This is a genomic window from Kitasatospora sp. NBC_01300 (assembly GCF_041435235.1).
In the GTDB taxonomy this organism is placed as follows: domain Bacteria; phylum Actinomycetota; class Actinomycetes; order Streptomycetales; family Streptomycetaceae; genus Kitasatospora.
In genome coordinates this window covers 2,164,137-2,188,792 of sequence record NZ_CP108408.1, presented here as the reverse complement: position 1 = coordinate 2,188,792, position 24,656 = coordinate 2,164,137, and the positions used below count along the sequence as shown (strand labels likewise).

Annotated in this window: 24 protein-coding genes and 1 other RNA gene; 11 read left to right on the top strand and 14 right to left on the bottom strand. The window is 75.8% G+C overall.

The features are described 5' to 3' along the window. Positions 1-170: 170 nt before the first annotated feature. From OG556_RS09730 to OG556_RS09715, 4 genes are all read right to left on the bottom strand, one after another. Positions 171-1,826, bottom strand: coding sequence for an ATP-binding cassette domain-containing protein (locus OG556_RS09730; RefSeq protein WP_371516757.1), 1,656 nt, complete (start codon positions 1,824-1,826; stop codon positions 171-173). A 116-nt stretch (positions 1,827-1,942) separates the two neighbouring features. Beyond that, the gene (locus OG556_RS09725) at positions 1,943-2,086 is read right to left on the bottom strand and encodes a VenA family class IV lanthipeptide (protein WP_159398410.1); all 144 of its coding nucleotides are present in this window, start codon (positions 2,084-2,086) and stop codon (positions 1,943-1,945) included. 230 nt (positions 2,087-2,316) lie between these two features. Continuing rightward, complete coding sequence (locus OG556_RS09720; protein WP_371516756.1) at positions 2,317-4,314, bottom strand: alpha/beta hydrolase family protein; 1,998 nt, start codon at positions 4,312-4,314, stop codon at positions 2,317-2,319. After that, on the bottom strand, positions 4,311-7,556 hold the full coding sequence (locus tag OG556_RS09715; protein ID WP_371516755.1) for a lanthionine synthetase LanC family protein: 3,246 nt from the start codon (positions 7,554-7,556) through the stop codon (positions 4,311-4,313). The genes OG556_RS09720 and OG556_RS09715 overlap by 4 nt, the downstream gene beginning before the upstream one ends. 655 nt (positions 7,557-8,211) lie before the next feature. Here OG556_RS09715 and OG556_RS09710 point away from each other — a divergent pair. From OG556_RS09710 to OG556_RS09700, 3 genes are read left to right on the top strand one after another with little or no spacing between them, the layout of a single operon-like run. Next, positions 8,212-9,048, top strand: a complete 837-nt coding sequence (locus OG556_RS09710) for a Nif3-like dinuclear metal center hexameric protein (protein WP_350885034.1) — start codon at positions 8,212-8,214, stop codon at positions 9,046-9,048. Between the two features lie 23 nt (positions 9,049-9,071). Then, on the top strand, positions 9,072-9,815 hold the full coding sequence (locus tag OG556_RS09705) for a zinc ribbon domain-containing protein (protein ID WP_371516754.1): 744 nt from the start codon (positions 9,072-9,074) through the stop codon (positions 9,813-9,815). 4 nt (positions 9,816-9,819) lie between these two features. After that, on the top strand, positions 9,820-10,956 hold the full coding sequence (locus tag OG556_RS09700) for a bifunctional RNase H/acid phosphatase (RefSeq protein WP_371516753.1): 1,137 nt from the start codon (positions 9,820-9,822) through the stop codon (positions 10,954-10,956). A 40-nt stretch (positions 10,957-10,996) separates the two neighbouring features. Here the strand turns inward: OG556_RS09700 and yaaA are convergent, their stop codons facing one another. Then, a complete protein-coding gene (gene yaaA, locus OG556_RS09695; protein WP_363628563.1) occupies positions 10,997-11,782 on the bottom strand; it encodes a peroxide stress protein YaaA in 786 nt (261 codons plus the stop codon). A gap of 85 nt (positions 11,783-11,867) precedes the next feature. Beyond that, positions 11,868-12,308, bottom strand: coding sequence for a DUF3995 domain-containing protein (locus tag OG556_RS09690; protein WP_371516752.1), 441 nt, complete (start codon positions 12,306-12,308; stop codon positions 11,868-11,870). Between the two features lie 230 nt (positions 12,309-12,538). On the opposite strand from OG556_RS09690, the gene OG556_RS09685 reads away from it, so the two are divergent. The 3 genes from OG556_RS09685 (at position 12,539) to rnpB (ending at position 15,996) form a co-directional block, all read left to right on the top strand. Further along, a complete protein-coding gene (locus OG556_RS09685; RefSeq protein WP_371516751.1) occupies positions 12,539-13,996 on the top strand; it encodes an RNB domain-containing ribonuclease in 1,458 nt (485 codons plus the stop codon). A gap of 102 nt (positions 13,997-14,098) precedes the next feature. Continuing rightward, entirely contained in the window at positions 14,099-15,586 is a 1,488-nt protein-coding gene (locus OG556_RS09680; RefSeq protein WP_371516750.1) for an MFS transporter, read from the top strand. Between the two features lie 13 nt (positions 15,587-15,599). Then, positions 15,600-15,996: RNase P RNA component class A (gene rnpB / locus OG556_RS09675), an RNA gene on the top strand. Between the two features lie 104 nt (positions 15,997-16,100). Here the strand turns inward: rnpB and OG556_RS09670 are convergent. Together OG556_RS09670 and OG556_RS09665 are read right to left on the bottom strand one after the other, a co-directional pair. Beyond that, entirely contained in the window at positions 16,101-16,358 is a 258-nt protein-coding gene (locus tag OG556_RS09670; protein ID WP_350885059.1) for a Prokaryotic metallothionein, read from the bottom strand. Positions 16,359-16,458: 100 nt separating this feature from the next. Next, positions 16,459-16,857, bottom strand: coding sequence for an ACT domain-containing protein (locus OG556_RS09665; protein WP_363580847.1), 399 nt, complete (start codon positions 16,855-16,857; stop codon positions 16,459-16,461). A gap of 187 nt (positions 16,858-17,044) precedes the next feature. Here OG556_RS09665 and OG556_RS09660 point away from each other — a divergent pair, with 187 nt between their 5' ends. After that, positions 17,045-17,692: a PadR family transcriptional regulator gene (locus OG556_RS09660; protein WP_371516749.1), complete on the top strand. Its 648-nt coding sequence runs from the start codon at positions 17,045-17,047 to the stop codon at positions 17,690-17,692. A 36-nt stretch (positions 17,693-17,728) separates the two neighbouring features. Here OG556_RS09660 and OG556_RS09655 read toward each other — a convergent pair whose 3' ends face one another. Both OG556_RS09655 and OG556_RS09650 read right to left on the bottom strand, forming a co-directional pair. Then, the gene (locus tag OG556_RS09655) at positions 17,729-17,926 is read right to left on the bottom strand and encodes a hypothetical protein (protein ID WP_063347364.1); all 198 of its coding nucleotides are present in this window, start codon (positions 17,924-17,926) and stop codon (positions 17,729-17,731) included. A gap of 53 nt (positions 17,927-17,979) precedes the next feature. Then, positions 17,980-18,210: a hypothetical protein gene (locus OG556_RS09650; protein ID WP_063347363.1), complete on the bottom strand. Its 231-nt coding sequence runs from the start codon at positions 18,208-18,210 to the stop codon at positions 17,980-17,982. Between the two features lie 413 nt (positions 18,211-18,623). On the opposite strand from OG556_RS09650, the gene OG556_RS09645 reads away from it, so the two are divergent. Then, entirely contained in the window at positions 18,624-19,325 is a 702-nt protein-coding gene (locus OG556_RS09645; RefSeq protein WP_363580851.1) for a bifunctional DNA primase/polymerase, read from the top strand. A gap of 19 nt (positions 19,326-19,344) precedes the next feature. Here the strand turns inward: OG556_RS09645 and map are convergent, their stop codons facing one another. Next, positions 19,345-20,190 carry a type I methionyl aminopeptidase gene (map, locus tag OG556_RS09640; protein WP_063347361.1) on the bottom strand — a complete coding sequence of 282 codons (846 nt, stop codon included), beginning with the start codon at positions 20,188-20,190 and terminating at the stop codon, positions 19,345-19,347. 104 nt (positions 20,191-20,294) lie between these two features. On the opposite strand from map, the gene OG556_RS09635 reads away from it, so the two are divergent. Continuing rightward, entirely contained in the window at positions 20,295-20,528 is a 234-nt protein-coding gene (locus OG556_RS09635; RefSeq protein WP_371516748.1) for a hypothetical protein, read from the top strand. Between the two features lie 76 nt (positions 20,529-20,604). Here the strand turns inward: OG556_RS09635 and OG556_RS09630 are convergent, their stop codons facing one another. Both OG556_RS09630 and OG556_RS09625 read right to left on the bottom strand, forming a co-directional pair. Then, complete coding sequence (locus tag OG556_RS09630; protein WP_371516747.1) at positions 20,605-21,972, bottom strand: MFS transporter; 1,368 nt, start codon at positions 21,970-21,972, stop codon at positions 20,605-20,607. Between the two features lie 109 nt (positions 21,973-22,081). Beyond that, positions 22,082-22,687, bottom strand: a complete 606-nt coding sequence (locus OG556_RS09625) for a hypothetical protein (RefSeq protein WP_371516746.1) — start codon at positions 22,685-22,687, stop codon at positions 22,082-22,084. Between the two features lie 47 nt (positions 22,688-22,734). Between OG556_RS09625 and npdG the strand changes: the two genes are divergently transcribed. After that, positions 22,735-23,427 carry an NADPH-dependent F420 reductase gene (npdG, locus tag OG556_RS09620; protein WP_371516745.1) on the top strand — a complete coding sequence of 231 codons (693 nt, stop codon included), beginning with the start codon at positions 22,735-22,737 and terminating at the stop codon, positions 23,425-23,427. A gap of 189 nt (positions 23,428-23,616) precedes the next feature. Further along, the gene (locus tag OG556_RS09615) at positions 23,617-23,817 is read left to right on the top strand and encodes a hypothetical protein (RefSeq protein WP_363372195.1); all 201 of its coding nucleotides are present in this window, start codon (positions 23,617-23,619) and stop codon (positions 23,815-23,817) included. Positions 23,818-23,821: 4 nt separating this feature from the next. Here the strand turns inward: OG556_RS09615 and OG556_RS09610 are convergent, their stop codons facing one another. Next, positions 23,822-24,637: a site-2 protease family protein gene (locus tag OG556_RS09610; protein WP_371516744.1), complete on the bottom strand. Its 816-nt coding sequence runs from the start codon at positions 24,635-24,637 to the stop codon at positions 23,822-23,824. Positions 24,638-24,656 lie beyond the last annotated feature (19 nt).

Sequence of the window (24,656 nt, the reverse complement as noted above, 5' to 3'; positions counted from 1 at the left end):
TCGCCGACTTCCGGTGCCGGGCCGGCGTGGGGCCCCGGCCGGTGCGGGCCGTGGTGCGGCACGTCGGCGATGCCGACTTCTCGTGCCAGGTGCCGGAGCGGGTGGGTGCGCGGGAAGTCGAACCGGCCGACTTCCTGCGCCGCCGTCGGGCCGGGAGCGGTGGCGGGCCATCAGACGGCGGCCGTCTGGAGGGCGGTGTCCGACAGGGCGGCGCGGTAGTCGGGGTCGGCGAGGAGGGTGGCGTGCGGGGCGAGGGCGCGCAGACGGCCGGCGTCGAGCCAGGCGACGAGGTCGGCGCGGGCGGCGACGGCGGCGCGGTGGGCGACCACCAGCCGGGTGCGGCCGAGGGTGGCGCGGTCGAGGGCCTCGGTGACCAGGTACTCGGTGGCGAGGTCCAGGCCCGAGGTGGCGTCGTCGAGGACGACGACCCGGGCGGGCTGGGCCAGGAGCCGGGCCAGGCCCAGGCGTTGCAGTTCGCCGCCGGAGAGCCGGAGTTCGTCGAGCGGGGTGTCCCAGCCCCGGGGCAGCCGCTGGAGGAAGCCGTCCGCGCGGGCGGCCGCCGCCTCGGCGGGCCCGGCGCCGGCCAGCGCGTCGCGGACCGTACGGCCGGTCAGGGCGGGCCGGGCGAAGGCGTAGCCGACTGCGTGCCGCAGTTCGGCCGGGGCCAGCGCGTCCACCGGGACGCCGTCGATCAGTACGGCGCCCTCGTCGGGGTCGCGCAGCCGCCCGGGCAGCGCGGCCAGCAGGGACTTGCCGGAGCCGGAGCGCCCCACCAGCGCGACCGTGCGGCCGCCGGGGATCGTCAGGTCGAGCGGGCCGAGCAGCACCCGGTCGCCGTCGCGCACCACCACGCCGCGCAGGACGACCTCCCCGTAGCCGCCGGCGGGGAGGGCCGCCAGGCCGGGTTCGGCCGGGCGGACGGCCAGCAGTTCGTCGGCCCGGGCCTGCCCGGCGCGGGCGTGCGCCACCGCGACCAGCGCCTCGACCTGCTCGAAGAGCCCGGCGCCGAGGGCCGCCCAGCCGGCCGCGGCGGCGAGCGCCCCGGGGGCCAGGGCGCCGTCGGCGAGGAGCGCTCCGGCGGTGGCGAGCACCGCGACCTCGACCACCGCGATCAGCAGGGTGGCCTGCCAGGCGGTGCGCCGCTGCGCCGCCCAGAGCGCCTGCCCGGCGGCGGCGAGTTCCGGCAGCGGCGCCAACACCCGTGCCGCCTCGCGCTGTTCGGCACCGGCGGCGTGGATGCTGCGCAGTCCGGTGAGGGCGCCGCCGAGCCGGGCGGCCAGGTCGGCCTGGACCTCCTGGTAGCGGGCGAATACCGGCCCGGCCTCGCGCAGGAAGAGCCGGATCAGCACCACGCCGGGGACGACGCCCGCGAAGAAGGCGAGCGCCAGCCACGGCGACAGCAGCCCGAGCCCGACGATCGCGCCCGCCGAGGTGAGCAGCGCCGTGGCCGCGCAGAGGACGGCGGGCAGCCGGCCGCCCGCGTCGCCGGCCGAGCCCAGCAGGCGGGCGGCGAGGTCGCCGGGCGGTGGTCCGTGGCGGAGCCGGCCGCCGGGCCCGAGGGCGAGCAGGTGGCGGACGAGGCGCCCGCGCAGGGCGGCGGTGGCCTCGGCGGAGCAGGCCGGGCCGGCCGCGGCGGCGGTGGCGTCGGCCGCGGCGGCCACGCCCAGGACGAGGACGAGCCGTACGAAGGCGCCGGGCCCGGGCCGGTGGCCGAGGGCGGCGTCGACGGCCGCGGCGAGGGCGGCGGGCAGGGCGAGCGTGGTGGCGGCCCCGACCGGCAGGGCGATGCCGAGTGCGAGGGTCCAGCCGGTGGGGCGGCGGGGCAAGTCGGAGCTCCCGTCGGAACGTTGAGTCGGGGGGTCGGGCACGTGCGGGGAAACGGACGGTGCCGCCCTCGCCTGTCCGGACAGGCGGGGACGGCACCCACGGCTCACCGCCTGGATCAGCTGTTGGTGAAGATCAGGCAGGTGAGGATGAGACAGGTGTACTGGCAGCCGGCGCCGTGGCCGGTCAGCTCGACGGACTCGGTCTCCGGCAGGTCCTGCAGCGCCGCGAGGTCGGTCTCGAAGTCCACCATGTTCTCCATGATCGGGTTCCTCCCCTGGAACTACGCCCGCCGCGATCTGCCTGCGGGCATCGGGTGTCGCCCCCGGGCGGCTCGGTCCGCCGCGCCGGGGTGGTGCCCCGGGCCGCGTCGGGCCCGGGAGTCTGCGTGGTGAAGGTGTCGACGTCCTGGGGTGTCGAGGAGTCGAGGTGTCGAGGAGTCGACGTCCTGACGGGTCGAGGTGTCGACGTACCGAGGTGCCGGGGCTCCGGTCAGCCCGGTCGGCCGGTCCGCAGGAAGGCGGCCAGCAGCTCGTGCAGCACGGCCGCGCCCTCCTCGGCGAGCACCTCGTGCCCCGATCCGGCCGCCTCGACGTACCGGAAGTCCGCGCCCTCGACCCGCCCGATCCGCAGCAACTCGTGCCGCAGCGAACGGGACTGGCTCACCGGCACGACCTCGTCCCGGTTGCCGTGCACCACCAGCAGCGGGGCGCTCAGCCGGTGCGCCAGCTGGAGGACGTCGCGCGGGCCGCGGGCGTCGGTGATCGGCTCGTCGCCGGCCAGCCGGGTGGTCAACGCCCGTACGGGGGCCGCCGCCTCGGCCAGCAGCCGGGCGCCGGACAGGAACGGTGCGACCACCGCGCAGCGGGACACCTGCTCGGCCGGCGCGTGCGCGGCCGCCAGCAGCGCCAGGAACGCGCCGTAGCTGACCCCGAACAGGGCCGGCGGCTCCAGCCCGAGTGCCGCGCGCTGGCCGGCGATGCCGTCCAGCAGGTACAGCACGTCGTCCAGGTCGGGCCCGCCCCAGGCGCCCCGGATGGCCATCGCGTGCGCCACCCCGTAGCCGGTGGAGCCGCGCTGGTTCGGTGCGATCACGGCCAGGCCCTCGGCGGCCATCCGCTGAAGGGCCGGGTCGAACTCCAGCCGCCAGGCGTCCGCCGGGCCGCCGTGCAGCGCCAGCACCAGGTGCGGGCTGCTCAGCCAGGTGTCCCCGCCGTACACCACGGCCTCCAACGGACCGGCCGGGCCAGCGAGTTCGAGGCTCTGCGCGGGCTGCCAGCGGCCGCCGTCCCCGGGTGCGGTGCTGCCGTCCACCCGCCAACCCGGCGGCGGGGTGCGGGGGGTGCGCGGACCGCCGGGCTGCCAGGGCAGCACGGTGTCCCGCCACGGGCCGGGCAGGCCGGAGCCCAGCGGCGCCAGTTGCAGGGGCAGCGGCATCGGCATCGGGCCGGACCCGGCCCTCGCCGGGCCGTGCGCCAGCAGCGCGTCCACGTCCAGGGCGGCCAGCGCCGCCGGGTGGTCGGGCGAGGAGTACGGGAGCCGCAGCGCCGCCCTGCCCCAGTGGCCGACCGCGCCGAGCCGGCCGGGCGGCACCGGCAGCTGGTCCAGCCGGCCGGCGGCGGCCCGCCACAGGGCGAGCGCGGAGCCGGCGCCGTGGTCGACCTGCACCGCCACCTGCGGGCCGTCCGCCGTCCGCCGCAGCGCGACCGGCCGCAGGAACATGCCCGCCACGTGCAGGCACTCCGGGAACCGCAGCGGTTCGCCGCCGCCCAGCACGCCCCAGCCGAGCCGGTCGGTGCCCGGTGCGTCGCTGCGCACCATCGCGAACCGGCTGTCCGGGTCGAACAGCACCAGCCGGTCGTTGCTGCGCTCGCCGATCTCCAGCAGCGGGGTGGTCGTGCCGCTGCGCAGGTCCAGCGCCACGGTGCGGACGAGCCCCGCGTTCACCCGGTCCAGCGCCAGCAGTGCCCCGGCGTGGTCCAGCCAGGCGCCGCCGCCGTGCAACCCCGCGATCTCGGCGATCCGTTCGGGCTCGCTGCCGTCCGTCCGCACCAGCCAGGCGGTGGTCGCCGGGCGGGTGTCCGTCCCGAGGGCGAGTGCCACCGGCGTCCGAGGACCGGCCCCGGGGGGCGTCGGGACCGGCAGCAGCCGCAGCCCGGGCATCCGGATCGTGGCCAACTGCTGTTCCACGGCGCCGTTCTCGCCGTACGAGAGGCGGACCAGGTCGTGCCGATCGCCGTCGTGCCGGCAGACCAGCACCGAGCCGTCCGGCAGCGCGACCAGTTGCGAACGCAGGCTCTCCGACCGGTTGCCGGGCAACGGCAGCGCCAGCGGAGTGGCCGGCCCGCCGTCCGAGGGCAGCCGCCAACTCTCCACGTACCAGCCGCCGTCGGCGGCCGAGGCGAGGCAGGCGGCGTGACCGCCGTCGGCGGCGAAGGTGAAGCTCAGCCGGCGCAGCGCCTGCGCGACGGTCCGGGTGGCCACGTTCATGCCCCGCTCACCCCGCTGCCCGTGCCCTGGATCCGGCGTACGGCGGGCGGCACCGGATCCACCCAGAGCCGGGGGCCGCCGTGCCGCAGCCGCAGCAGGAAGGCCAGCGCGCCCGCCGCGCCGGTGCCGTAGCCGGCCGCGCAGCCCGTCCCGGTCTCGTCCGGCAGTATCAGCAGGCCGCCCCGCAGCGCCGACCGGGCGGCGATCAGCTGTGCCAACTCCTCGGCGCCGGAACGGAATTCGGGCTCGGCGGCGACCTCGGCGAGGTCGAGCAGGTACTCGCCGTCGCCGGCCAGGCCGTGGCAGGCGCTCACCCCGCCGTGCCAGCGTCCGGCCAGTACGGCCCGCCCGGCGGCCAGCGCCAGCCCGTGCGCGGTGGCGTCGCCGGTGGCCCGCCAGAGGCGCAGCAGGAAGGTGCCCACGCCGGACGAGCCGCTGCACCAGTGCGCCAGCCGGACGCGGTCCGGATCGCCCGCGCTCTGCGGCCACCAGGCGCTCTCGTGCGGCGCGTCCCAGCGGACGGTCGCGGCGAGCGTGTGCCCGGCCTCGACGGCGCCGGCCAGCAGTTCGCGGTCACCGGTCGCCTCGGCGGCGGCCAGCAGGAAGGCGCCCACACCGGCCACGCCGTGCGCGAAGCCGAGATGGGTGATCCCGGCGAGCGCCGAGTCGAAGTCCGCCGGCACCGGCCACACCCGGCCGTACGGCTCGGGCCGGGCGGCGGCGAGCAGGGCGTGGCCGCAGTGGGCGGCGCGGTCGAGGAAGGCCGGGTGGCCGACGGGTTCGGTGGATTCGGCGGATTCGGTGGTGAATCCTTCGGCGGCGAAGCGGAGTTGGGTGAACCCGGCGCCGGCCGCGCCGTGGCAGACGTCGGGGTTGGGCCACTCGACGGGGATCCGCCGGGCGAGCGCGGCGGCCCGAACGGCCAGCCCCTCGTCGCCCAGTGCCCGGGCGGCGTCCAGCAGCGCCCAGGCCGTCCCCGAGCGCCCGAAGTGCAGCCCGGGCAGCACCACCGGCTCGGCGGCCAGGCGCCGTTCGATCCACCCGGCGGCCGTCCGCGCCGTCCGCGCGGCCTCCGCGCGCACCCCGCCCGGCAGGCCCTCCGTCGCCACCGCCCGCGCCAGCACCGCCAGCACCCCGGCGGCGCCGTGCTGCACGTTGCACGGATCCGTCCGCTCCCCGGCGGGCACGACCGGCCACAACCGGTCCCGCCGCCGGGGCGTGGCCGTGGCGGCCAGCTGCCGCAGGCCGTCGCACAGCACCCGGTCGAGGAGGCCGGCCGACGTGCTGCGGGCGGCGTCCGGCTCGGCGCCGTCGGGTCGGACGGCAGCCCGGAGGCCGCCCGCCGTGGCGGCCGCATCGGTCGCATCGGTCGCATCGGTCGCATCGGTCGCGGAACGGTCGTCGTGGGTGTCGCCGGAGTGCTCGGCGGGCGTGGCCCGGTGGGCCGCAGCGCGCGGCGGCGGAGCCGCGGCGGTCCGCATGGCACCGGCCCTGGCGGGCGCGGCACTGCCGTCGGCGGCCCGTTGCGGGGGTGCGGTGGCGGCGGCACCGGTCGCGCAGGCGGCCTGCGGGCCGTCGGGGCGCCCGGTGTGCGCGGTCCGCCGGTTCGGCGCCTGCCAGAGAGGGGTGACGGCGGCGGTGCTCTCCTGGCCGTGCGCGGCACCGGGGGCCCCGCCCTGGCGTGCGTCACCGCCGCGCCCGGCGCCCGCAGTGGCTCCGCCCGTGAGCGCCGCCCTGACCTGGGCGAGGCTCCAGCGCTGCCCCGGCTGTTCGGCCCGGAGGCCGAGGACGGCGGGGGCGAGGCGGCGGGCGGTGGTGCCGGTGCGGGCGGCGAGGGCGAGCCAGCGGCCGAGGCGCTCGGTGACCGGGCGGGCCCGGGGGAGGTCGTCCGGGAGCAGCGGGTCGTGGCCGGTGGCGAGGAGGAAGAGCAGGCCGCCGAGGGCGTACAGGTCGACGGCCGGGTCGGCGACGCAGGTGCCGTCGTGGACGAGGCCGAGCCGGCCGGGCCCCTGTTCGGGGGCGCGGTAGCCGGGGGTGCCGGCGGAGCCGGCGGGGCGGCCGGTTTCGGCGGCGAGTTCGAGGTCGACGAGCCGGAGGCGGCCGTCGGGGCGGACCATCACGTTGCCGGGGGAGAGGTCGCGCAGGACGAGCCCTTGGGCGTGCACCTGCTCGACGAGGTCGAGGAGGGCGTGCGCGACCGGTCCGGCTTCGGCCCAGTCGACGTCGGGGCTGCCGTCGCGCCGCAGCCGGGCGGCGACCCACGCGCCGAGCGGCTGTCCGGCGATTCGTTCCTGCACGAGGAAGAGGGAGTCGTCCCGTTCGATCAGTTCGATCGGGTGGGGTGCCAGACCCTGCCCGTCCAGCCGGGTCAGCAGGGCGGCCTCGTGCCGCAGGGCGTCGCGGGCGTCGGTGCCGGCCCGGTCGACCTCGATGTGCGCGCGGGCCTGCTTGACCACGACCTCGGCGCCGCTCGCGGCCTCCCGGCCGAGGAAGACCCCGCCCTTGGTGCTGTGCCGCACGGCGGCGGTGATCGCGTACCGCTCGGCGAGCAGCACGCCCGCGCCGCGCTTCGCCCCCGGCCGGGCCGCACCGGTCTCCAGCGGGTCCCTGGCCCAGGACGGCGCCCGGTAGGAGGCGCCGCGCACGTCCTCGGCCCGTTCGCCGTCCGGCCCGTGCAGGACGGAGCGGTACTCCCCGTCGTGGCCGAGCTCGGCGCGGGCGGCGAAGGCGCCGTACCGGTAGTGGACCAGGCTGCCGGGCCGGTAGGGGCGGTCGGAGAGCACGACGGGCCCGGGGAGTCCGGCGGTGGCCCGGTCGAGTCCGGCGGCCAGCCGCCGGAACTGGGCGTCGTCGGCCGGGTAGACGGTGATGAACTTTCCCGCCGAACCCCGATCGCTGTTACGGGAGTTGAGCTCGCGCAGCCGCTGCTCCCCGGCGGCGAACTTGAACGGGCACGGGTCGTCGGCGAGAGTCCGTACGACGGCCGCGAGCACCGCCTCGCCCGCCGCCGAGGCCGCGCTGACGTGCAGCTTCCAGCCCTGCTCCGGGAGTGGAACCGACGCGGGCGGCCTGGCCGTGCACCAGAAGCCCCCGGCGGTGACCTCCCAGTCGCCGCCGCCTCCCCGGCCGCCGGCGTCCGCCAGCGCCGCCCGCGTCGTCTCCGGCCACGGTCCGGCCGCATCCGGCCCGTGGCCCGCCGATTCCCCGCCCCCGGCCGTACGCAGCGATGTGCCCGCCGCCATTCGCCACCACATCCCTTCGTCTCGTCCGCCGCCCGCGGGTGCCCACTGCTCCGGCACCCGGGCGTGCGGCCCGGCCTGATCGGTTTCCTCGGAAGGAGCGGGAGTGCCGCCCCTGAACGGGAGTGCCGCCTCGGTGTGGCGTGCCGCCCCGGTGCGGTGCACCGCCCTGGTACGGCGGTGCCGCGCCTGGGGCAGGAGCCCCGGCCGCGCCCGCCCCGGGCCCGGTCTCGCCAGGGCCCGTGTCCGGCGGAGCGCCTTCCCGACCCCCGGTCGGGGCAACTGTCGGGGCAACTCCCGTTCGCAGGACTGAAGTTACTTTCGAGGCGGGAGTGGCTCAACGTAGAGCCGGTCACTTCACTCGTAAGGGTGATCGGGAGGCGGTTTCGAATTCGTGCGAGGGCTCCCGTGTGAGCAGTGGGCGCCGGGCGCGGGGGCGCGTGCGACCGGCGCCGGCCCCTCCCGGGCGCCCCCGCCACAGGTTGACGCGCGTCCGTACGCCACCGGCACCCGTGTCCGAACCGCGCCGCCGCCTCGCCGCCGCCGCACACCCGCCGCCGTCCCCGCCGCACCGGCCGCCCCGCTGCCGCCGCACCGCCGCCCAGGTCGCCGAACGGCCGAGGCCCGACCGCCCCCGCGCGCACGGTAGTCTCGACAGGTGCCGAAACTGTCCGACGTCATCACCGCGCTCGAAGAGGTCTACCCGCCGCAGTGGGCGGAGGCCTGGGACGCCGTCGGCCTGGTCTGCGGAGACCCCCAGGCCGAGGTCGGCCGCGTGCTGTTCGCCGTCGACCCCGTGCAGGCGGTCGTCGACGAGGCCGTCGAGTGGGGCGCCGACCTGGTGGTCACCCACCACCCCCTCTATCTGCGCGGCACCACCAGCGTCGCCGCGACCACCTTCAAGGGCCGGGTCGTGCACACGCTGATCAGCAACGGCATCGCCCTGCACGTCGCGCACACCAACGCCGACCACGCCGACCCCGGCGTCTCGGACGCGCTCGCCGAGGCCGTCGGCCTGCGGGTGACCGGCCCGCTGGTGCCGGACCCGACCGACCCGCTGGGCCGCCGCGGCACCGGCCGGATCGGCCTGCTGGAGCCCCCGCTGCCCCTGTCGGCCTTCGCCGCGCAGGTGGCCGAGGGCCTGCCGGCCACCGCCACGGGCGTCCGGGTCTCCGGCGACCCGGACCGGCTGGTGAGCCGGGTCGCGGTGTGCGGCGGCTCGGGCGACAGCTTCTTCGCCGAGGTGCGGGCGGCCGGGGTGGACGCCTACCTCACCGCCGACCTGCGCCACCACCCCGCGTCCGAGGCCGCCGAGGCGGCGCCGGTCGCCCTGGTCGACGCCGCGCACTGGGCCACCGAGTGGCCCTGGCTCGCCCTGGCCGAGCGGGCCCTGCACGCCGCCGCCGACCAGCGCGGCTGGGCCGTGGAGACCAAGGTCTCCCACCGGGTCACCGACCCGTGGACCGCGCACGCCCCCATGTCCTTCACCGCCTGACCCGATTCACAGGAGCCTTCCCCTTGAACGCCGCGCCCGCCGACCAGATCCGCCTGCTCGACCTCCAGGCCTTCGACTCGAAGCTCGACCAGCTGGCCCACCGGCGCCGGAGCCTGCCCGAGCACGCCGAGATCGAGAAGGCCTCCGCCGACCACACCGCGCTCAAGGACCTGGTGGTCGCCGCCGAGGCCCAGCAGGGCGACACCACGCGCGAGCTGACCAAGGCCGAGCAGGACGTGGAGCAGGTCCGCACCCGGTCCGCCCGCAACCAGCAGCGCCTGGACTCCGGCGCGATCACCTCGCCGAAGGACCTGGAGAACCTCCAGCACGAGATCGGCTCGCTGGCCAAGCGCCAGGGCGACCTGGAGGAGATCGTGCTGGAGGTCATGGAGAAGCTGGAGAGCGCCCAGACCCGGGTGACCGAGCTGACCGCGCGCCTCCAGCACTCCACCGTCGTCCTCACCGAGGCCGAGACCCGCCGGGACGCCGCCTTCGCCGAGATCGACACCGAGGCCGACAAGGTCAAGCGGGACCGCGAGACCGTCGCCGCCGTCATCCCCGCCGACCTGCTGAAGGTCTACACCAAGCTGCGCCAGACGCAGGGCGGCGTCGGCGCGGCCCGCCTCTACCAGCGCCGCTGCGAGGGCTGCCGCACCGAGTTCTCCATCACCGAGTTCAACGCCATCAAGGCCGAGCCGGCCGACAAGGTGGTCCGCTGCGAGAACTGCTCGCGGATCCTTGTCCGCACCGCCGATTCGGGCGCCTGACCCGGTGGCGGCTCGCTTCATCGTCGAGGCGGACGGCGGGTCCCGGGGCAACCCGGGGCCGGCCGGCTACGGCGCGGTGGTCCGGGACGGCGACACCGGGCAGATCATCGCCGAGGCCGCCGAGTTCATCGGCCACGCCACCAACAACGTGGCCGAGTACAAGGGCCTGATCGCCGGTCTCAAGGCGGCCCGGGAGCTCGACCCGGACGCCTCGGTGGACGTCCGGATGGACTCCAAGCTGGTCGTCGAGCAGATGTCCGGGCGCTGGAAGATCAAGCACCCCGACATGCAGCCGCTCGCCGCCGAGGCCCGCACCGTCCTCCCGCGCGCCCGGGTGACGTACACCTGGATCCCGCGCGAGCGGAACAAGGACGCCGACCGGCTCGCCAACGAGGCGATGGACGCGGGCAAGGCCGGCCGCCAGTGGGAGCCCCGGCCGCGGGCCGCCGCGGTGGTGGACGAGCCGCCGCTGGAGACCGCCGCCCCCAAGGCCGGCTGGGCCGCCCCCGCCGACCTCGGCACCCCGACCACGTTCGTCCTGCTCCGCCACGGCGAGACCGCGCTGACCCCGCAGAAGCGCTTCTCCGGCAGCGGCGGCAGCGACCCGGAACTGTCCGACAAGGGCCGCTGGCAGGCCGCGCGGGCCGCCGAGGAACTGGCCGCCCGCGGCAGCATCCAGGCCGTGGTGGCCTCGCCGATGCGCCGCACCCGGGAGACCGCCGAGATCGTCGCCGCCCGGCTCGGCCTGGAGGTCCGGTACGAGGACGGGCTGCGCGAGGTCGACTTCGGCGACTGGGAGGGCCTGACCTTCGCCGAGGTGCAGGAGCGCCACCCGGAGGACCTGGCGGCCTGGCTCGGCTCGGCGAAGGCCAAGCCCACCGGCAGCACGGAGAGCTTCACCACGCTCACCCACCGGGCCGGCGTCGCCCGGGACAAGATCATCGCCCGGCACCCCGGCAGGACCGTGCTGGTGGTCTCCCACGTCAGTCCGATCAAGACGCTGGTCCGGCTGGCGCTCGGCGCCCCGCCGGACGCGCTGTACCGGATGGAGCTGTCCGCCGCCTCGTTCTGCGCCGTCCAGTACTACGCGGACGGCAACGCCTCGCTGCGGCTGCTCAACGACACCTCGCACCTGCGCTGAACGCCCGGCTCCGGGAGGGGTGCCCCCTCCCGGAGCGGGCTCAGTGCACCTCGGTGACCACCACGTCCAGCTGCCACGGCTTGCGCGCGGTGCCCTCGGCGGCGAGCTCCACCCGGTGCCCCAGGCCCCGCAGTGCGTCCAGCAGCTCGCCCGGCGTCTTCGGCTCGATCCCCGCGACCAGCAGGTCCCGCACCAGGCGCCCCTTGGTCGCCTTGTTGAAGTGGCTGACGACCGTGCGCTTGCCGTTGCGCTCCTGGAGCACCCGCACGGTCGCCGTCCGGGAGGCCACCTCGCCGGCCGGCTTCCACGCCGCCGCGTACGCCGAACTGCGCAGGTCCAGCACCAGCCCGTCCGCCACCTCCGGCAGCACCGACGCCATCGCGCCCCGCCAGTACGCGCCGAGCGCCCCCGGGCCGGGCAGTTTCACGCCCATCGAGCAGCGGTAGGGCGGAATCCGGTCGGAGATCCGCACGGCGCCCCACAGGCCCGAGAAGACCAGCAGCGACCGCTCGGCCCGGCCGTACGCGGCCGCGTCCAGCGTGGCCAGACCCAGGTTGTCGAACAGCACCCCGGTGTACACCTCGCCCGCCGGACGGGCACCCGCCGCCGGCAGCCCGGCGTTGCGGGCGATCTCGCCGCGCAGCCCGGGGCTGAGCCCCAGCACCTCCGCGGCGGTGTCCTCGTCACCCCGGCACAGGCCGACCAGCGCGTCCAGCACCTCGCCGCGCGCGGCCGTCAGCCCGGGCAGCGACAGCCGGTCGAGCGCCACCGGCACCCCGTCCCCGGACGCGGCCTTGCCCTCCGAAGGCGGCAACAGCACCAGCACAGCGGACTCCTCAACACTCTGTGGCGGATGAACCCCGCCACCCTACGCAAAACCGGCCCGCCCCGGGCGGCCCGTCCGGCCCCGGCTACTCGGCGTTACCGGCCCCCGCGACCACGGCCGTCCCGGCCGCCAGTGCCAGGCAGAGCGGCGAGTAGTACCGGGTGTCCAGCCGCTTGAACCGCTCCGACCGCTCGACGACCCTCCCGAACAGCACCAGGCCGCCGACGCCGCGCGCCAGCATCACCCCGGCCACCGCCCGCACCCCGGCCCGCCGCAGCCGCCGCGGCCCCACCGCCGGCAGCACCCCGGCCTCCGCCCCCACCAGGTACGCGGCCGCCCCGAGCAGCCCCGCCACCCTGACGCAGGCCGCCGGGGACGGTACTCCGTCGCCCGCGCCGACCACGGTGTCCGCGAACTCCTCCGGCGTCCGCAGCGGCCACGGCGTCACCGCCCACACCGCGTGCAGCGCCCCCGTCGCCGCCAACACCCCCGACACCGCAGCCCCGGTCGCCTTCACCACACCCATCGCCCGAACCCCCTCCGTGAACGACCACTCCACCCCACCCTACGAGCGCTCACACCCGGCCCCCACCCCGCCCGGGCCCCGTGGACCAAGGCCGCCGCCCTCGGTCAGAGCCTGGCCCCGCACCCGGAGGGCGCGGTGGCCCAGCGCCGGCAGTCCGGCAGCACCGGCGGCCCGGCGCGTCCGGCGGGGTGATCCGTCCGGAATCACCCGATTCGCCCTACGCTGCCTGCATGCCTCGCCGAAAACTGCGCGTCAAGGCCGCCGACTCCGCCCGGATCAACACCGAACTGACCGAACTCCGCGCCCGCCTGGAGATCCACACCGAGTGGCCGGAGCCGGTGCTGGCCGAGGCGGAGGAGGCGGCCGAGCGCCCCCGGCTGCCCGAGCACGACGCCACCGACCTGCCGCTGTTCACCGTCGACCCGCCCGGCTCGCGCGACCTCGACCAGGCCATGCACCTGCTCCACCGCCCCGGCGGCGGCTACCGCGTCTACTACGCGATCGCGGACGTCGCCGCCTTCGTCCGCCCGGGCGGCGCCATCGACGCCGAGGCCCGCCGCCGGGTCGAGACCCTGTACTTCCCGGACCACCGCGTCCCGCTGCACCCCACCCGGATCTCCGAGGACGCCGCCAGCCTGCTGCCCGGCGAGCCCCGGCCCGCCCTGCTCTGGCAGCTGGACCTGGACGCCGACGGCGCCGTGGTGCTCGCCGACCTGCGCCGCGCCCTGGTCCGCTCGCACCGCCGCCTCGACTACGCGGCCGTCCAGCGCGCGGTGGACCTCGGCGGCGCCGACGAACAGCTCGCCCTGCTCGCCACCGTCGGCCGGCTGCGCGAGGAGCAGGAGCGCGCGCGGGGCGGGATCAGCCTGCCGGTGCCCGAGCAGGAGGTCGAGGAGACCCTGCACGGCTACGTCCTCGACTACCGCGCGCCCGGCCCCGCCGACGGCTGGAACGCGCAGATCTCGCTGCTCACCGGCATGGCCGCAGCCGAGCTGATGCTCGACGCGGGCGTCGGCCTGCTGCGCACCCTGCCCGCCGCGCCCGCCGCCGCGTACGAGCGGCTGCGCCGGATCGCCGCCGCGCTGGACGTGGACTGGCCGCAGACGCTCCCGTACCCGGAGCTGATCCGCTCCCTGGACCCGGACGCGCCGATGGACGCCGCCTTCCTCAACGCGTGCACCGGCCTGCTGCGCGGCGCCGGCTACCACGCCTTCGACGAGTCCCGGGGCCTGCCCGCCCCGGCCGACCCGGGCCACGCCGCGCTCGCCGCGCCGTACGCGCACTGCACCGCGCCGCTGCGCCGGCTCGGCGACCGCTTCGCGCAGGAGGTGTGCGCGGCGGTGGCGGCGGGGGAGGAGGTGCCGGACTGGGCGCGCGAGGCGCTGCCCGCCGTGCCGGGCCTGATGGCGAGCGGGGACCGCCGCGCGGCCGAGGTCGAACGGGCCTGCGTGGACCTGGTGGAGGCGGAGCTGCTGGCCGGCCGGGAGGGCGAGGACTTCACCGCCGTGGTGATCGACGTGGACGAGCGACGGCCCGCGGCCGGCACCGTGCAGCTGCGCCGGCCCGCCGTCCGGGCCCGTTGCGACGGCGCCGATCCCGGGGCGGTGCTGCCGCTCGGCGGGCTGATCCGGGTCCGGCTGACGCAGGCCGACCCGCTCACCCGCACCGTCCGCTTCGCCGCCGTCTGACCCCCCGGACGTCCACGCGACCCCGGCGCTCCCCCCGGCGCCGCCACCCGGACGGTCCGTCACACGGCCCCCGAGCGCCGCCCAGGTGGGAGGATCGGTCCCGTGCCCGAAGCCCAGCCCTCCGGCGCCCCGGGGCGCCGCCGTCGACTGCTCGTCCTGGCGATCTGCTGCCTGAGCCTGTTCATCGTCGGCCTGGACAACACCGTGGTGAACATCGCCCTGCCGGCGATCCAGCGGGACCTGGACGCCCCGGCGTCCGGGCTGCAGTGGATCATCGACGCCTACACCCTGGTCCTGGCCTCGCTGCTGATGCTGTTCGGCTCGGTGGCCGACCGCTTCGGCCGCCGCCGGGTGTTCCAGATCGGGCTGCTGTGCTTCGCGCTCGGCTCGCTGCTGTGCAGTCTGGCGCCGAGCCTGGAGTGGCTGGTGGCGTTCCGCGCGCTGCAGGCGGTCGGCGGTTCGATGCTGAACCCGGTGGCGATGTCGATCATCACCAACACCTTCACCGACCCGAAGGAGCGGGCCCGGGCGATCGGCGTCTGGGGCGGCGTGGTCGGCATCTCGATGGCGCTCGGCCCGCTGCTGGGCGGCTTCCTGGTGGAGGGCGCGGGCTGGCCGTCGATCTTCCTGATCAACGTTCCGGTCGCCGTGGTCGCGATGCTCCTGACCGCCCGTTACGTCCCGGAGTCGCGCTCGCCCCGGCCGCGCCGGCTGGACCCGGTCGGGCAGCTGCTGATGATCGTCCTGCTGGGCTGCGGCACCGCGGCCATCATCGAGGGCCCGGGCAGTGGCTGGACGTCCCCGCTGATCCTCGCCCTGGCGGTCGTCGCCGTGGCCGCGCTGGTCGCCTTCCCGCTGTGGGAGCGGAGGGTGGCCGAGCCGCTGGTGGACCCGCGGTTCTTCGCCAGCGCGCCGTTCACCGGCGCCACCGTCACCGCGGTCTGCGCCTTCTCGGCCCTGGGCGGCTTCCTCTTCCTCAACACGCTCTACCTGCAGAACGTCCGGCACTACGACCCGTTCGAGGCGGGCCTGTGGACGCTGCCGATGGCCGCGATGATGCTGGTCTGCGCGCCGCTGTCCGGCCGGATCGTCGGCAGCCGGGGCCCGCGCGGGCCGCTGGTCGCGGCCGGTCTGGGCCTGGTCGCGAGCGGGCTGCTGCTGACCAGGCTGGCCGCCGACTCCCCGGCGGCGCTGCTGCTGGCGGCGTACGCGCTGTTCGGCTTCGGCTTCGGCATGGTCAACGCGCCGATCACCAACGCGGCCGTGTCCGGCATGCCGCGCGCCCAGGCGGGGGTGGCCGCGGCGGTCGCCTCGACGAGCCGCCAGATCGGCCAGTCGCTGGGGGTGGCGGTGATCGGCACGGTCGTCACCTCGGCCGTGGTCGGCCCGGTGGCGACGGGCTTCGCCCCGGCCAGCCACGCCGGCTGGTGGATCCTGGTGGGCCTGGGCGGCGCGATCCTCCTCCTCGGCCTGGCCACCACCACCCCGTGGGCGACCGCGACCGCCGTCCGGGTGGCCGCCCGCCTCGGTGGCGAGCCGCCCGCGGTCCGCTCCGGTGTACGGGAGGCCCCACCCGAGCGGCTACGATGACCACTACGGCGGAAGAGCCGGCCGGGCGGTCGCGACGGGTCCCTGACCCGCCGAGGAACGTCCGGGCTCCACAGAGCAGGGTGGTGGGTAACGCCCACCCGGGGTGACCCGCGGGACAGTGCCACAGAAAACAGACCGCCCACCGCTTCGGCGGCGGGTAAGGGTGAAACGGTGGTGTAAGAGACCACCAGCGACCGGGGTGACTCGGCCGGCTCGGTAAACCCCACCTGGAGCAAGGTCAAGATCGGTGCCCTCGGGCACCGTGCGCGGATGACCGAGGGCTGCTCGCCCGAGTCCGCGGGTAGACCGCACGAGGCTGTCGGCAACGGCAGTCCTAGATGGATGACCGCCTCCCCGGGCCGCGCGAGCACCCCGGGAGACAGAACCCGGCGTACAGGCCGACTCTTCCGCCGCCCCAGCTTGACCGAGGCCCCCTGATCTGCGAAACCGCAGGTCAGGGGGCCTTTGTCGTGAGGTCGCCCAAGTGCAGGCCGACCGTTCCGCCTGCCCGCCGTTATGCGGGGCGGGCGCCGACGGCGTCGCGGATCTGGTCGCCGAGGCCGCCGTTGACGCGGGCGCAGTTGGCGCAGCAGAAGAAGCGGCCGGCCACTTCGACGCCGTGGCCGACGATGCGGACCTGGCACTGCTCGCAGCGCGGCGCGAGCTTCTCCATCGCGCACTCGAAGCTGTCGAAGGTGTAGGTGTCGCCGGTGATGGTCCTGATCTCGAAGGCGAGCCAGTAGTCGTTGCCGCAGGTGACGCAGGTGGCCATGGCGGCCGTCTCCTTCCGGTGGGGGCCGGCCGGCCGGGGTGGCCGGGCAGCCGTTCCCAGTCTCGGAGGGCCGTGCGGGGGCGGCCACTCGACGGCGTCGTCAGGCGGGCCGGGCGGCCAGCTCCTCCAGGGCCCGGACGGCGCGGTCGGCGTCGTCGGCGGTGACGAACAGGTGGTCGTGGTGGAAGCCGGCCACCACGTTGCAGCTGATCCCCTCCTCGGCGAGGCGCCCGGCGACGGCCGCGGTGAGGCCGACGGCCTCCAGGGCGGAGTGGATCTGCAGGGTGATCCAGGCGGCCACGTACTCGTAGCGCAGCCCGAGCGCGTCGGCCTCCTCCTGGGTGACGACGACCGTGACCCCTTCGGGTTCGGCGACGGTCACCACCGGCCGCATGCCCGCGGGCACCTTGGCGGGCAGCGTGCAGTAGACGTACCGCCCCGGGTTGAGCAGCGGGCGCATCCCGTGCAGCAGCTTCGCGAGGTCTCGTTCACCGGCCATGCCCGTCACCGTAGCGGGCGGACGGGGCCTGGGTGGCGGGGTGGGGTGCCGATGCGCCGTTCGTGTCGGAATCCGTTGACGAGCGACAGTCACCGATATATCGTCGAGCTATCGAGACAGTAACTCGACTGGCTCGGTGAACGAGGAGGTGAGCGCCATGCGCTCAGGAAACCGAGGGAATCCGGGAATGCGGTTCAGCGGCGAGGGTCCGCGCGGTGGCTGGCGCCGCGGGCCGGGGCCGGACTTCGAAGGGCGGGAGTTCGAGGGCCGGGCGGCCTTCGGCGGCTTCGGCCCGCCGCCGTTCGGCGGCGGTGGCCCCGGGCGGCCGATGGGCGGCCCGTTCGGGCACGGCTTCGGCGGGCGCCGCGGTGGTCCGCACGGGCGGCGCGGCGGCCGGGCGCGGCGCGGGGACGTCAGGGCCTCGCTGCTGGCGCTGCTCAAGGAGCGGCCGATGCACGGCTACGAGATGATCGCCGAGATCTCCGAGCGGACGGGTGGGGCCTGGCGGCCGAGCCCGGGCTCGATCTACCCCAACCTCCAGCTGCTGGAGGAGGAGGGCCTGATCACCGCGGAGGAGGTCGGCGGCAAGCGGCTGGTCTCGCTCACCGAGGCGGGCCGGGCCGAGGCCGAGGCGGGGCCCGCCGAGCCGTGGGCGGAGGCCGGCCGGGAGGTCGACTGGGAGGCCGTCCAGGAGGTCGGCCAGGCGCTGGCCGCGGTCGACCAGGCGATCCGCCAGGTGATGGCGACGGGCACCGAGGCGCAGCGCGCCAAGGGCCTGGTGGTGCTCACCGAGGCGCGCAAGAAGCTGTACCTGATCCTCGCCGAGGAGGACTGACCGCGGTGGGGGGCTGGGCACAGGCGGTGCGGCTGCTCAGGGGTGGACCGTGAACAGGGCCACGCAGGCGAGCAGCAGCACCGCCCAGCCGAACCAGAGCCAGCCGTTGGGGCCGATCACCACGGTGTAGACGCACACCGCCACCAGCAGCGCCCCGGTGACGCCGGCGACCTGCCGGTTGTGGTGCGCGACCGCCTGGGGGCGGCTGCGGGGGTGCCGTGCCGTTCTCGCCATGCCGTCCTCCCGGGGAGGCTGGGGGGCGGCGGCCGGTGCGGTCGGCGCGGCCGTCAGCCGGACGCGCGGGCGGTGGCCGCCTCGTCGAACTCGTAGCGCCAGTGCCAGCTGATGCCCCGCACCTGCTTGGACCGGACGTACACCAGTGTGCGCGCGGGGGAGTCGCCGTGCGCGGGGACCGGCACCTTGTAGGTCTTCGGCACGCCGAACATCGGCCCCAGCGGGATGGGGAGGATGCGGCCGTCCAGGGGGCCGCCGACGAATTCGGTGTCCGCGCTCTTCACCCCACCAGGGTCTCACCTCCGCACGGGTGACCGGCGCACACGCCCGGGCCCTCCGGCCGGGTGCGGGGAGTGTGACCGGAGAGGCACCGCCCCCGGTCATCCGGAGGCCCCGCGCACCCTTATCCTTCCTGTTACGCCCCCGGGGTTCACCCGGGTCAGCGGGCCCCGTACGGGCCGGGCAGGGCGCGGATCCGCGCGCCCTCCGGCCGACCTGGCGCGGACAGCGTGCTGCCGCGACTGCGTACCGTGACCCGGGCGTCGGCCCTCCGGTGACCCCGGTTCCCGGTCGGCAGGGCGTGGACAGCAGGGCCGAGCACCGCCCCGGGAAGCAGCGGGGGGCGCTGTGCGTTGCGTCGGAGTGGTACGTCGAACGCTGTGCCGCACCAGGTACGGCAGTGCGCGGAAGGGGCCCGATGGAAGCCGGCGGCAGGTGGACGACCTGGTGGCAGAAGCGTGAGCGTCAGCGGGCCCGGTCCGGTGAGGTGGACGGCCCCGCCGCCCGGCTCGATCAGCTGCTCGGCGCGGTGCGCGCCGGATTCCCGCTCGCGCCGGCCGCGCATCCGGCCGGCTACCGCTGTTCCTGCGACCGGGTGGCCTGTCCGGCCCCGGCCCAGCACCCGGTCTCCTTCGCCTGGCAGACCCAGGCCACGACCGATCCCGAGCAGCTCGCCCGCTGGCTCGCCCGCGATCCGCAGACCAACTTCATCACCGCCACCGGCCGTGCCCACGACGTCCTGGACGTCCCGGTCGAGGCCGGCCGGCTGGCCCTGGAGCGGCTGACCGAGCGGGGCGTCGAGGGCCCGGTCGCCGCCGTCGGCGAGGACCGCTACCTGTTCTTCACCGCCACCCGCGGCACCCCGCAGGACGAGGACGAGTGGTGGCCGAGCGTCCTCGACTCCACGCCGGACACCATGTCCGAGCACCCCGGCCTGCGCTGGCACTGCCGCGGCTCGTACACCCTGCTGCCGCCGGCCGCGCTGCCGGACGGCTCGCAGGTGCGGTGGCTGCGCGGGCCCGAGCAGCCGCTGCCGGACCCGCTGCGCGTCCTGGACGTGCTCACCGACGCGTGCACCGAGGTGGGCGCCGTCGCCGAGGAGCAGTGGCTCATCGGCTGAACCGGCGCCCGACCGGGGGTCACGGCAGGGTGAGGACCTCCGCGCCGTCCGCCGTGACCACCAGGGTGTGCTCGAACTGGGCGGTGCGCTTGCGGTCCTTGGTGACGACCGTCCAGCCGTCCGGCCAGATCTCGTAGTCGTAGGTGCCCAGGGTGAGCATCGGCTCGATGGTGAAGGTCATCCCCGGCTTGATCACCTCGGTGGCCCGCTCGCTGTCGTAGTGCGGGATGATCAGGCCGGAGTGGAACGACGTGTTGATGCCGTGCCCGGTGAAGTCCCGCACCACGCCGTAGTCGAAGCGCTTGGCGTAGGACTCGATGACCCGCCCGATCACGTTGATCTGACGACCGGGCTTGACGGCCTTGATCGCCCGGTTGAGGGATTCGCGGGTCCGCTCGACCAGCAGCCGGGACTCCTCGTCGACGTCGCCGACCAGGTAGGTGGCGTTGAGGTCGCCGTGCACCCCGTGGATGTACGCGGTGGCGTCGATGTTGACGATGTCGCCGTCCTGGAGCACGGTCGAGTCCGGGATGCCGTGGCAGATCACCTCGTTGATCGAGGTGCAGACCGACTTGGGGAAGCCGCGGTAGCCGAGGTCGGACGGGTACGCGTCGTGGTCGCACATGTAGGTGTGGGCGACGGCGTCCAGCGCGTCGGTGGTGACGCCGGGGGCGATCAGCTTGGCGGCCTCCGCCATCGCCTGGGCGGCGATCCGGCTCGCGATCCGCATCTTCTCGATCGTCTCGGCGGTCTGCACCTCGGGCCCGGTGTACGGCGTCGGGGCGGGCCGACCGACGTACTCGGGGCGCGCGATGTGCGCCGGGACCTTGCGGGTGGGGGACTGGATGCCGGGTACGAGAGCCATGGCCGCGAGTCTATCGGCCGACCCCGGCGCGCCCGGGCGGTGTGCGCGGCGGCCCCGGCCGGGGAATGATCGGTACGACCCCATCGAATCGACGGGAGGGCACCATGCCCCTGGGATTCCACCGCAAGCCGACCGGCAAGCCCGGCGAGTGGTTCTACTGCATCAAGCACGGCAAGGTCGAGGAGGGGCCGGAGTGCCCCGCCAAGGACCGCCTCGGCCCGTACGACAGCCCGGAGGAGGCCTCGCACGCCCTGCAACTCGCCGACGAGCGCAACCGGGAGTGGCGGCAGGGGGACGAGCGCTGGAACGACACGCCGAAGGACGGCGGCGGCCAGTAGCGGCCGGGGCGGCGTCCGGCGTCCGGCTTCTGCCGTCCAAGCCGTCGCCGTCCAAGCCGCCGCCGGCCGGCCGCCGTCAGTCCGTCGCCGCGGCGGCCTCCCGTTCGTGCTGCTGCTCCCGCTCGCGCTCCGCGCGCTCGTGCTCGGCGCGGACGGCGGCGGTGTGCGGGTCGGTGCGGTCGTCGTAGGCGAGCAGCTTGGGCAGCGCGGCGGCCACCACGAGGACGGCGGCGACGCAGATCAGACCGCCGCTCCAGACGGCGGCGCGGACGCCGACCAGCCCGGCCATGGTGCCGGCCCGGACCTGGCCGAGCTGGGGGCCGACGGAGTAGCTGAGCAGTTCGACGCCGGCCATCCGGCCGCGCACCTCGTCCGGGATGGACTGGTTCCACATGGTCGAGCGGGCCAGCCCGCTGATCTCGTCGGCGCCGCCGGCCAGCGCCAGGCCGAGCAGCACCAGCCAGATGCTCCCGGACAGGCCGGCCAGGGCCATGGCCGCACCCCAGCCGACGGCGGCGACCACCAGCAGCCGGCCGTGCCGGTGGATCCGGGACGTCCAGCCGCTGGTCGCCCCGACCAGCAGGGCGCCGGCCGCGGAGGCCGCGTACATCGGGCCGAGCGCCCAGTCCGCGCCCAACTCGGAGGCCAGGAAGGGGAAGACGGCCACCGGGAAGGCGAACAGCATCGCGCAGAGGTCGATCGTGTAGGTGCCGAGCAGGTCCTTGCGGCTCCACGCGTACCGGACGCCGGTGAGCACCGCCCGCACCGACGGCCGCTCGGCGCCGGTGGCCGGCGGCACCGCCCGGATCCGGACGAGCAGCAGCAGCGAGGCGGCGAAGGTGACCACGTCCAGCGCGTACGCCGTCCCCACCCCGGAGAACGCCACCACGACGCCGGCCAGCGCCGGCCCGGCCACCGAAGCGGCGTTGCGGTACAGGGAGTTGAGCGCGAACGCGGCGGTCAGGTGCTGGTGCGGGACGATCCGCGGGGTGAGCGAGTCGAGGGCCGGGCGCTGCAACCCGTCGCAGGCCGCGACCAGCGCGGCGACCAGGTAGATCGGCCAGAGCAGCGGGGACGGCAGCAGCGCGTTGAGCAGCAGCAGGCCGGCGAGCAGGCCGAGCCCGGCCTCGGCCCGCAGCACCAGCTTCCGGCGGTCCAGGGCGTCGGCGAGGGCGCCGCCCCACAGGCCGAAGACGATCAGCGGGACGAGCTCGACGGCGCCGATCAGGCCGACCGCGAAGGAGGAGCCGGTCAGCTCCTTGATCTGCATCGGCACGGCGACGTAGGTGAGGTAGCTGCCGAAGCTGGTGACGCAGCCGGAGAGCCAGAGGAAGCGGAAGTCGCGGGAGGCGCGCCAGGGCGAGAGGTCGGGCGCGAGCGAGCGCAGCAGCGTGCGCGACCGTCCGGAGGCGCCGGGGGGATGCGGGGGTTCGTCGTCGTTCACGAACCAGCATCCTCGAACGCGGGCTACCGGGTTCGCAAAGGGTTTTTCAGCCCGACACACGGCCGTCACGGTCGGGCCGGGGCTGGCCGGGGGGCGGGTCGGGCCCGGGCTACCAGCGGCTGATCGCGGGCGGTGCGGTCAGCCGGCCGGCGAGTTCGGCGAGCCGGTCCAGCGCGGTGCGGCGGGCCCGGGGCCGCCCGGCGGCGGCGCTGACCAGGTGCTGGGCGAGGTCGAAGGGCTCCTCGTCGGTGGTGCCGACGGCGAGCCGCTCGTGCGCGAGCCCGCCGAGGTCGCCCGGCTCGGCGGGGGCGGCGCCGTCCAACGCGAGCACGGTCGCGCCCTGCCGGCGGGCGTCCTGCACCCGTTCCAGCAGCGGCGCGCCGGCCGCCTCCGGCGCCACCACCAGGACGGTGGCGCCGCGCCCGGCCCCGGTGAGCCGACTCAGGCCGTGCGCGAGGTGCGCCGGGGCGCCGGGCGGCGGAGCGTGCCGCAGCAGGGTGGGCGCCAGCCGGGGGACGGCCGACCAGGCGGCCTCGTCCGCCAGGTGCGCGGCCAGGTGCCAGGGCTCGTACGCCTCGGTGCCGATCAACAGCAGCTCGCCGGCCCCGCGCCGCGACACCGAGCGCCGCAGCGACCCGGCGAAGCCGCCGACCGCCTCCAGCCAGCCGGTGCCCACCAGGTGCTGCCGGAGTGCCGAAACTCTCACCGCGTCCATGCGGCCCAGAATGTCGCGTCCGGCCGGGGGTTTGACAGGATCGGCCCATGACTTCCCTCGATTCAGCGACAAAGCCGGCCCACGAACTGCCGGACGTCTCACACCTGGTGGTCGGTGTCCTCGGCGGCACCGGCGACCAGGGGCGTGGCCTGGCCCTGCGACTGGCCAAGGCCGGCCAGCAGGTGATCATCGGCTCGCGCGACGCGGCCCGGGCCGAGGCCTCCGCCGCCGAACTGGGCCTCGGCGTGCGTGGCGCCGACAACGCCACCACCGCCCGGGAGAGCGACGTGGTGATCGTCGCGGTGCCCTGGGACGGGCACGCCCCGACCCTGACCGCGCTGCGCGAGGAACTGGCCGGCAAGATCGTGGTCGACTGCGTCAACCCGCTCGGCTTCGACAAGCAGGGCGCGTACGCGCTGAAGCCGGAGGAGGGCAGCGCCGCCCAGCAGGCCGCCGCGCTGCTGCCGGACTCCCGGGTCACCGCCGCCTTCCACCACCTCTCGGCGGTGCTGCTCCAGGACGAGTCGGTGGAGCAGATCGACACCGACGTCATGGTGCTCGGCGAGGAGCGGGCCGCCACCGACATCGTGCAGGCCCTGGCCGGCCGGATCCCCGGCATGCGGGGGATCTTCGCGGGCCGGCTGCGCAACGCGCACCAGGTGGAGTCGCTGGTGGCCAACCTGATCTCGGTCAACCGCCGCTACAAGGCCCACGCGGGCCTGCGGGTGACGGACGTCTGAGACCGGGCCGTCTGAGAGTGGACGGTCCGGGACCGGACAATCCGAGATCAGACCGTCCGGGACCGGCCGCTCCGGGATCCGGTCGAGCCGTGTCGGCCTCACCCCTGGACCAGCTCCGGAGGTGAGGTCGGCGACAATGGGTGCGGCCGCAACCCGGCCGACCGCACCCGGCCCTAGGAGCCTCCCGCCATGCCCCGCACGTCCCTCTTCGCCCTGATCGTCGTCGTCCTCGCCTTGGCCGCCGCCGTGGTCTCGCTGACCCAGGGCTTCTGGCTGGGCCTGATCTGGCTCCCGATGGCCGGTGTGGCGAGCAACGTGCTCTGGATGAACCGCCGCCGCGCGAAGATCGCCGAGGCCACGGCCGCCGCCGCGGCAGCCGAGCAGGGCTAGCCGGCTAGTTCTTCCAGAAGCTGAACAGGTACCGGCCGAGCGTCGCGTAGTCCTGGTCCACGCCGAACAGGTTCATCAGGTCGTGGATGACCCCGAAGAAGAACGAGTTCACCGAGGGCTGCCACAGCAGCGCGAACACGGCCAGCAGCCCGTACGGCGCGAACGGCTCGACCGCGCGCCGGGTCTTGTACGACAGCCAGGGCTCGACGATCCCGTAGCCGTCCAGCCCGGGCACCGGCAGCAGGTTCAGCAGGGCGGCGCTGAGCTGGAGCAGGCCGAGGAAGCCGAGCGCGGCCGCGAACGGCGAGACGTTCAGCTCGTAGCCGTTCCAGACCGCGTGCACCGTCGGGTCGTCCAGCCAGCCGGCGCCGATCGGGATCAGCAGCAGGGCCGCGCACACCAGGTTCACCAGCGGCCCGGCCGCCGAGATCAGGCTGTGCTTGAGCCGGCCCTGGATCCGGTCCCGCTCGATCCAGACCGAGCCGCCGGGCAGGCCGATGCCGCCCAGGATCACGAAGACGATCGGCAGCACGAAGCTGAGCAGCACGTTGGTGTACTTCAGCGGGTTGAGCGTGAGGTAGCCCTTGGCGCCGACGGTGATGTCGCCGCCGTGCAGCGCGGTGCGGGCGTGCGCGTACTCGTGCAGGCACAGCGAGACCATCCAGCCCGCCACCACGAACAGGAACACCCCGAACGCGGCGTTCCCGTAGCCCGAGTACACCGCCCAGCCGGAGGTGGCGAGGACGGCGAGGAGCACCCAGAACACCGGGCTGATCCGGCGGTCCTCGCTGCGTGAGCGCTGCGTGGCGGCGAAGGTCATGGTGTGGGTGCTCCGGGTG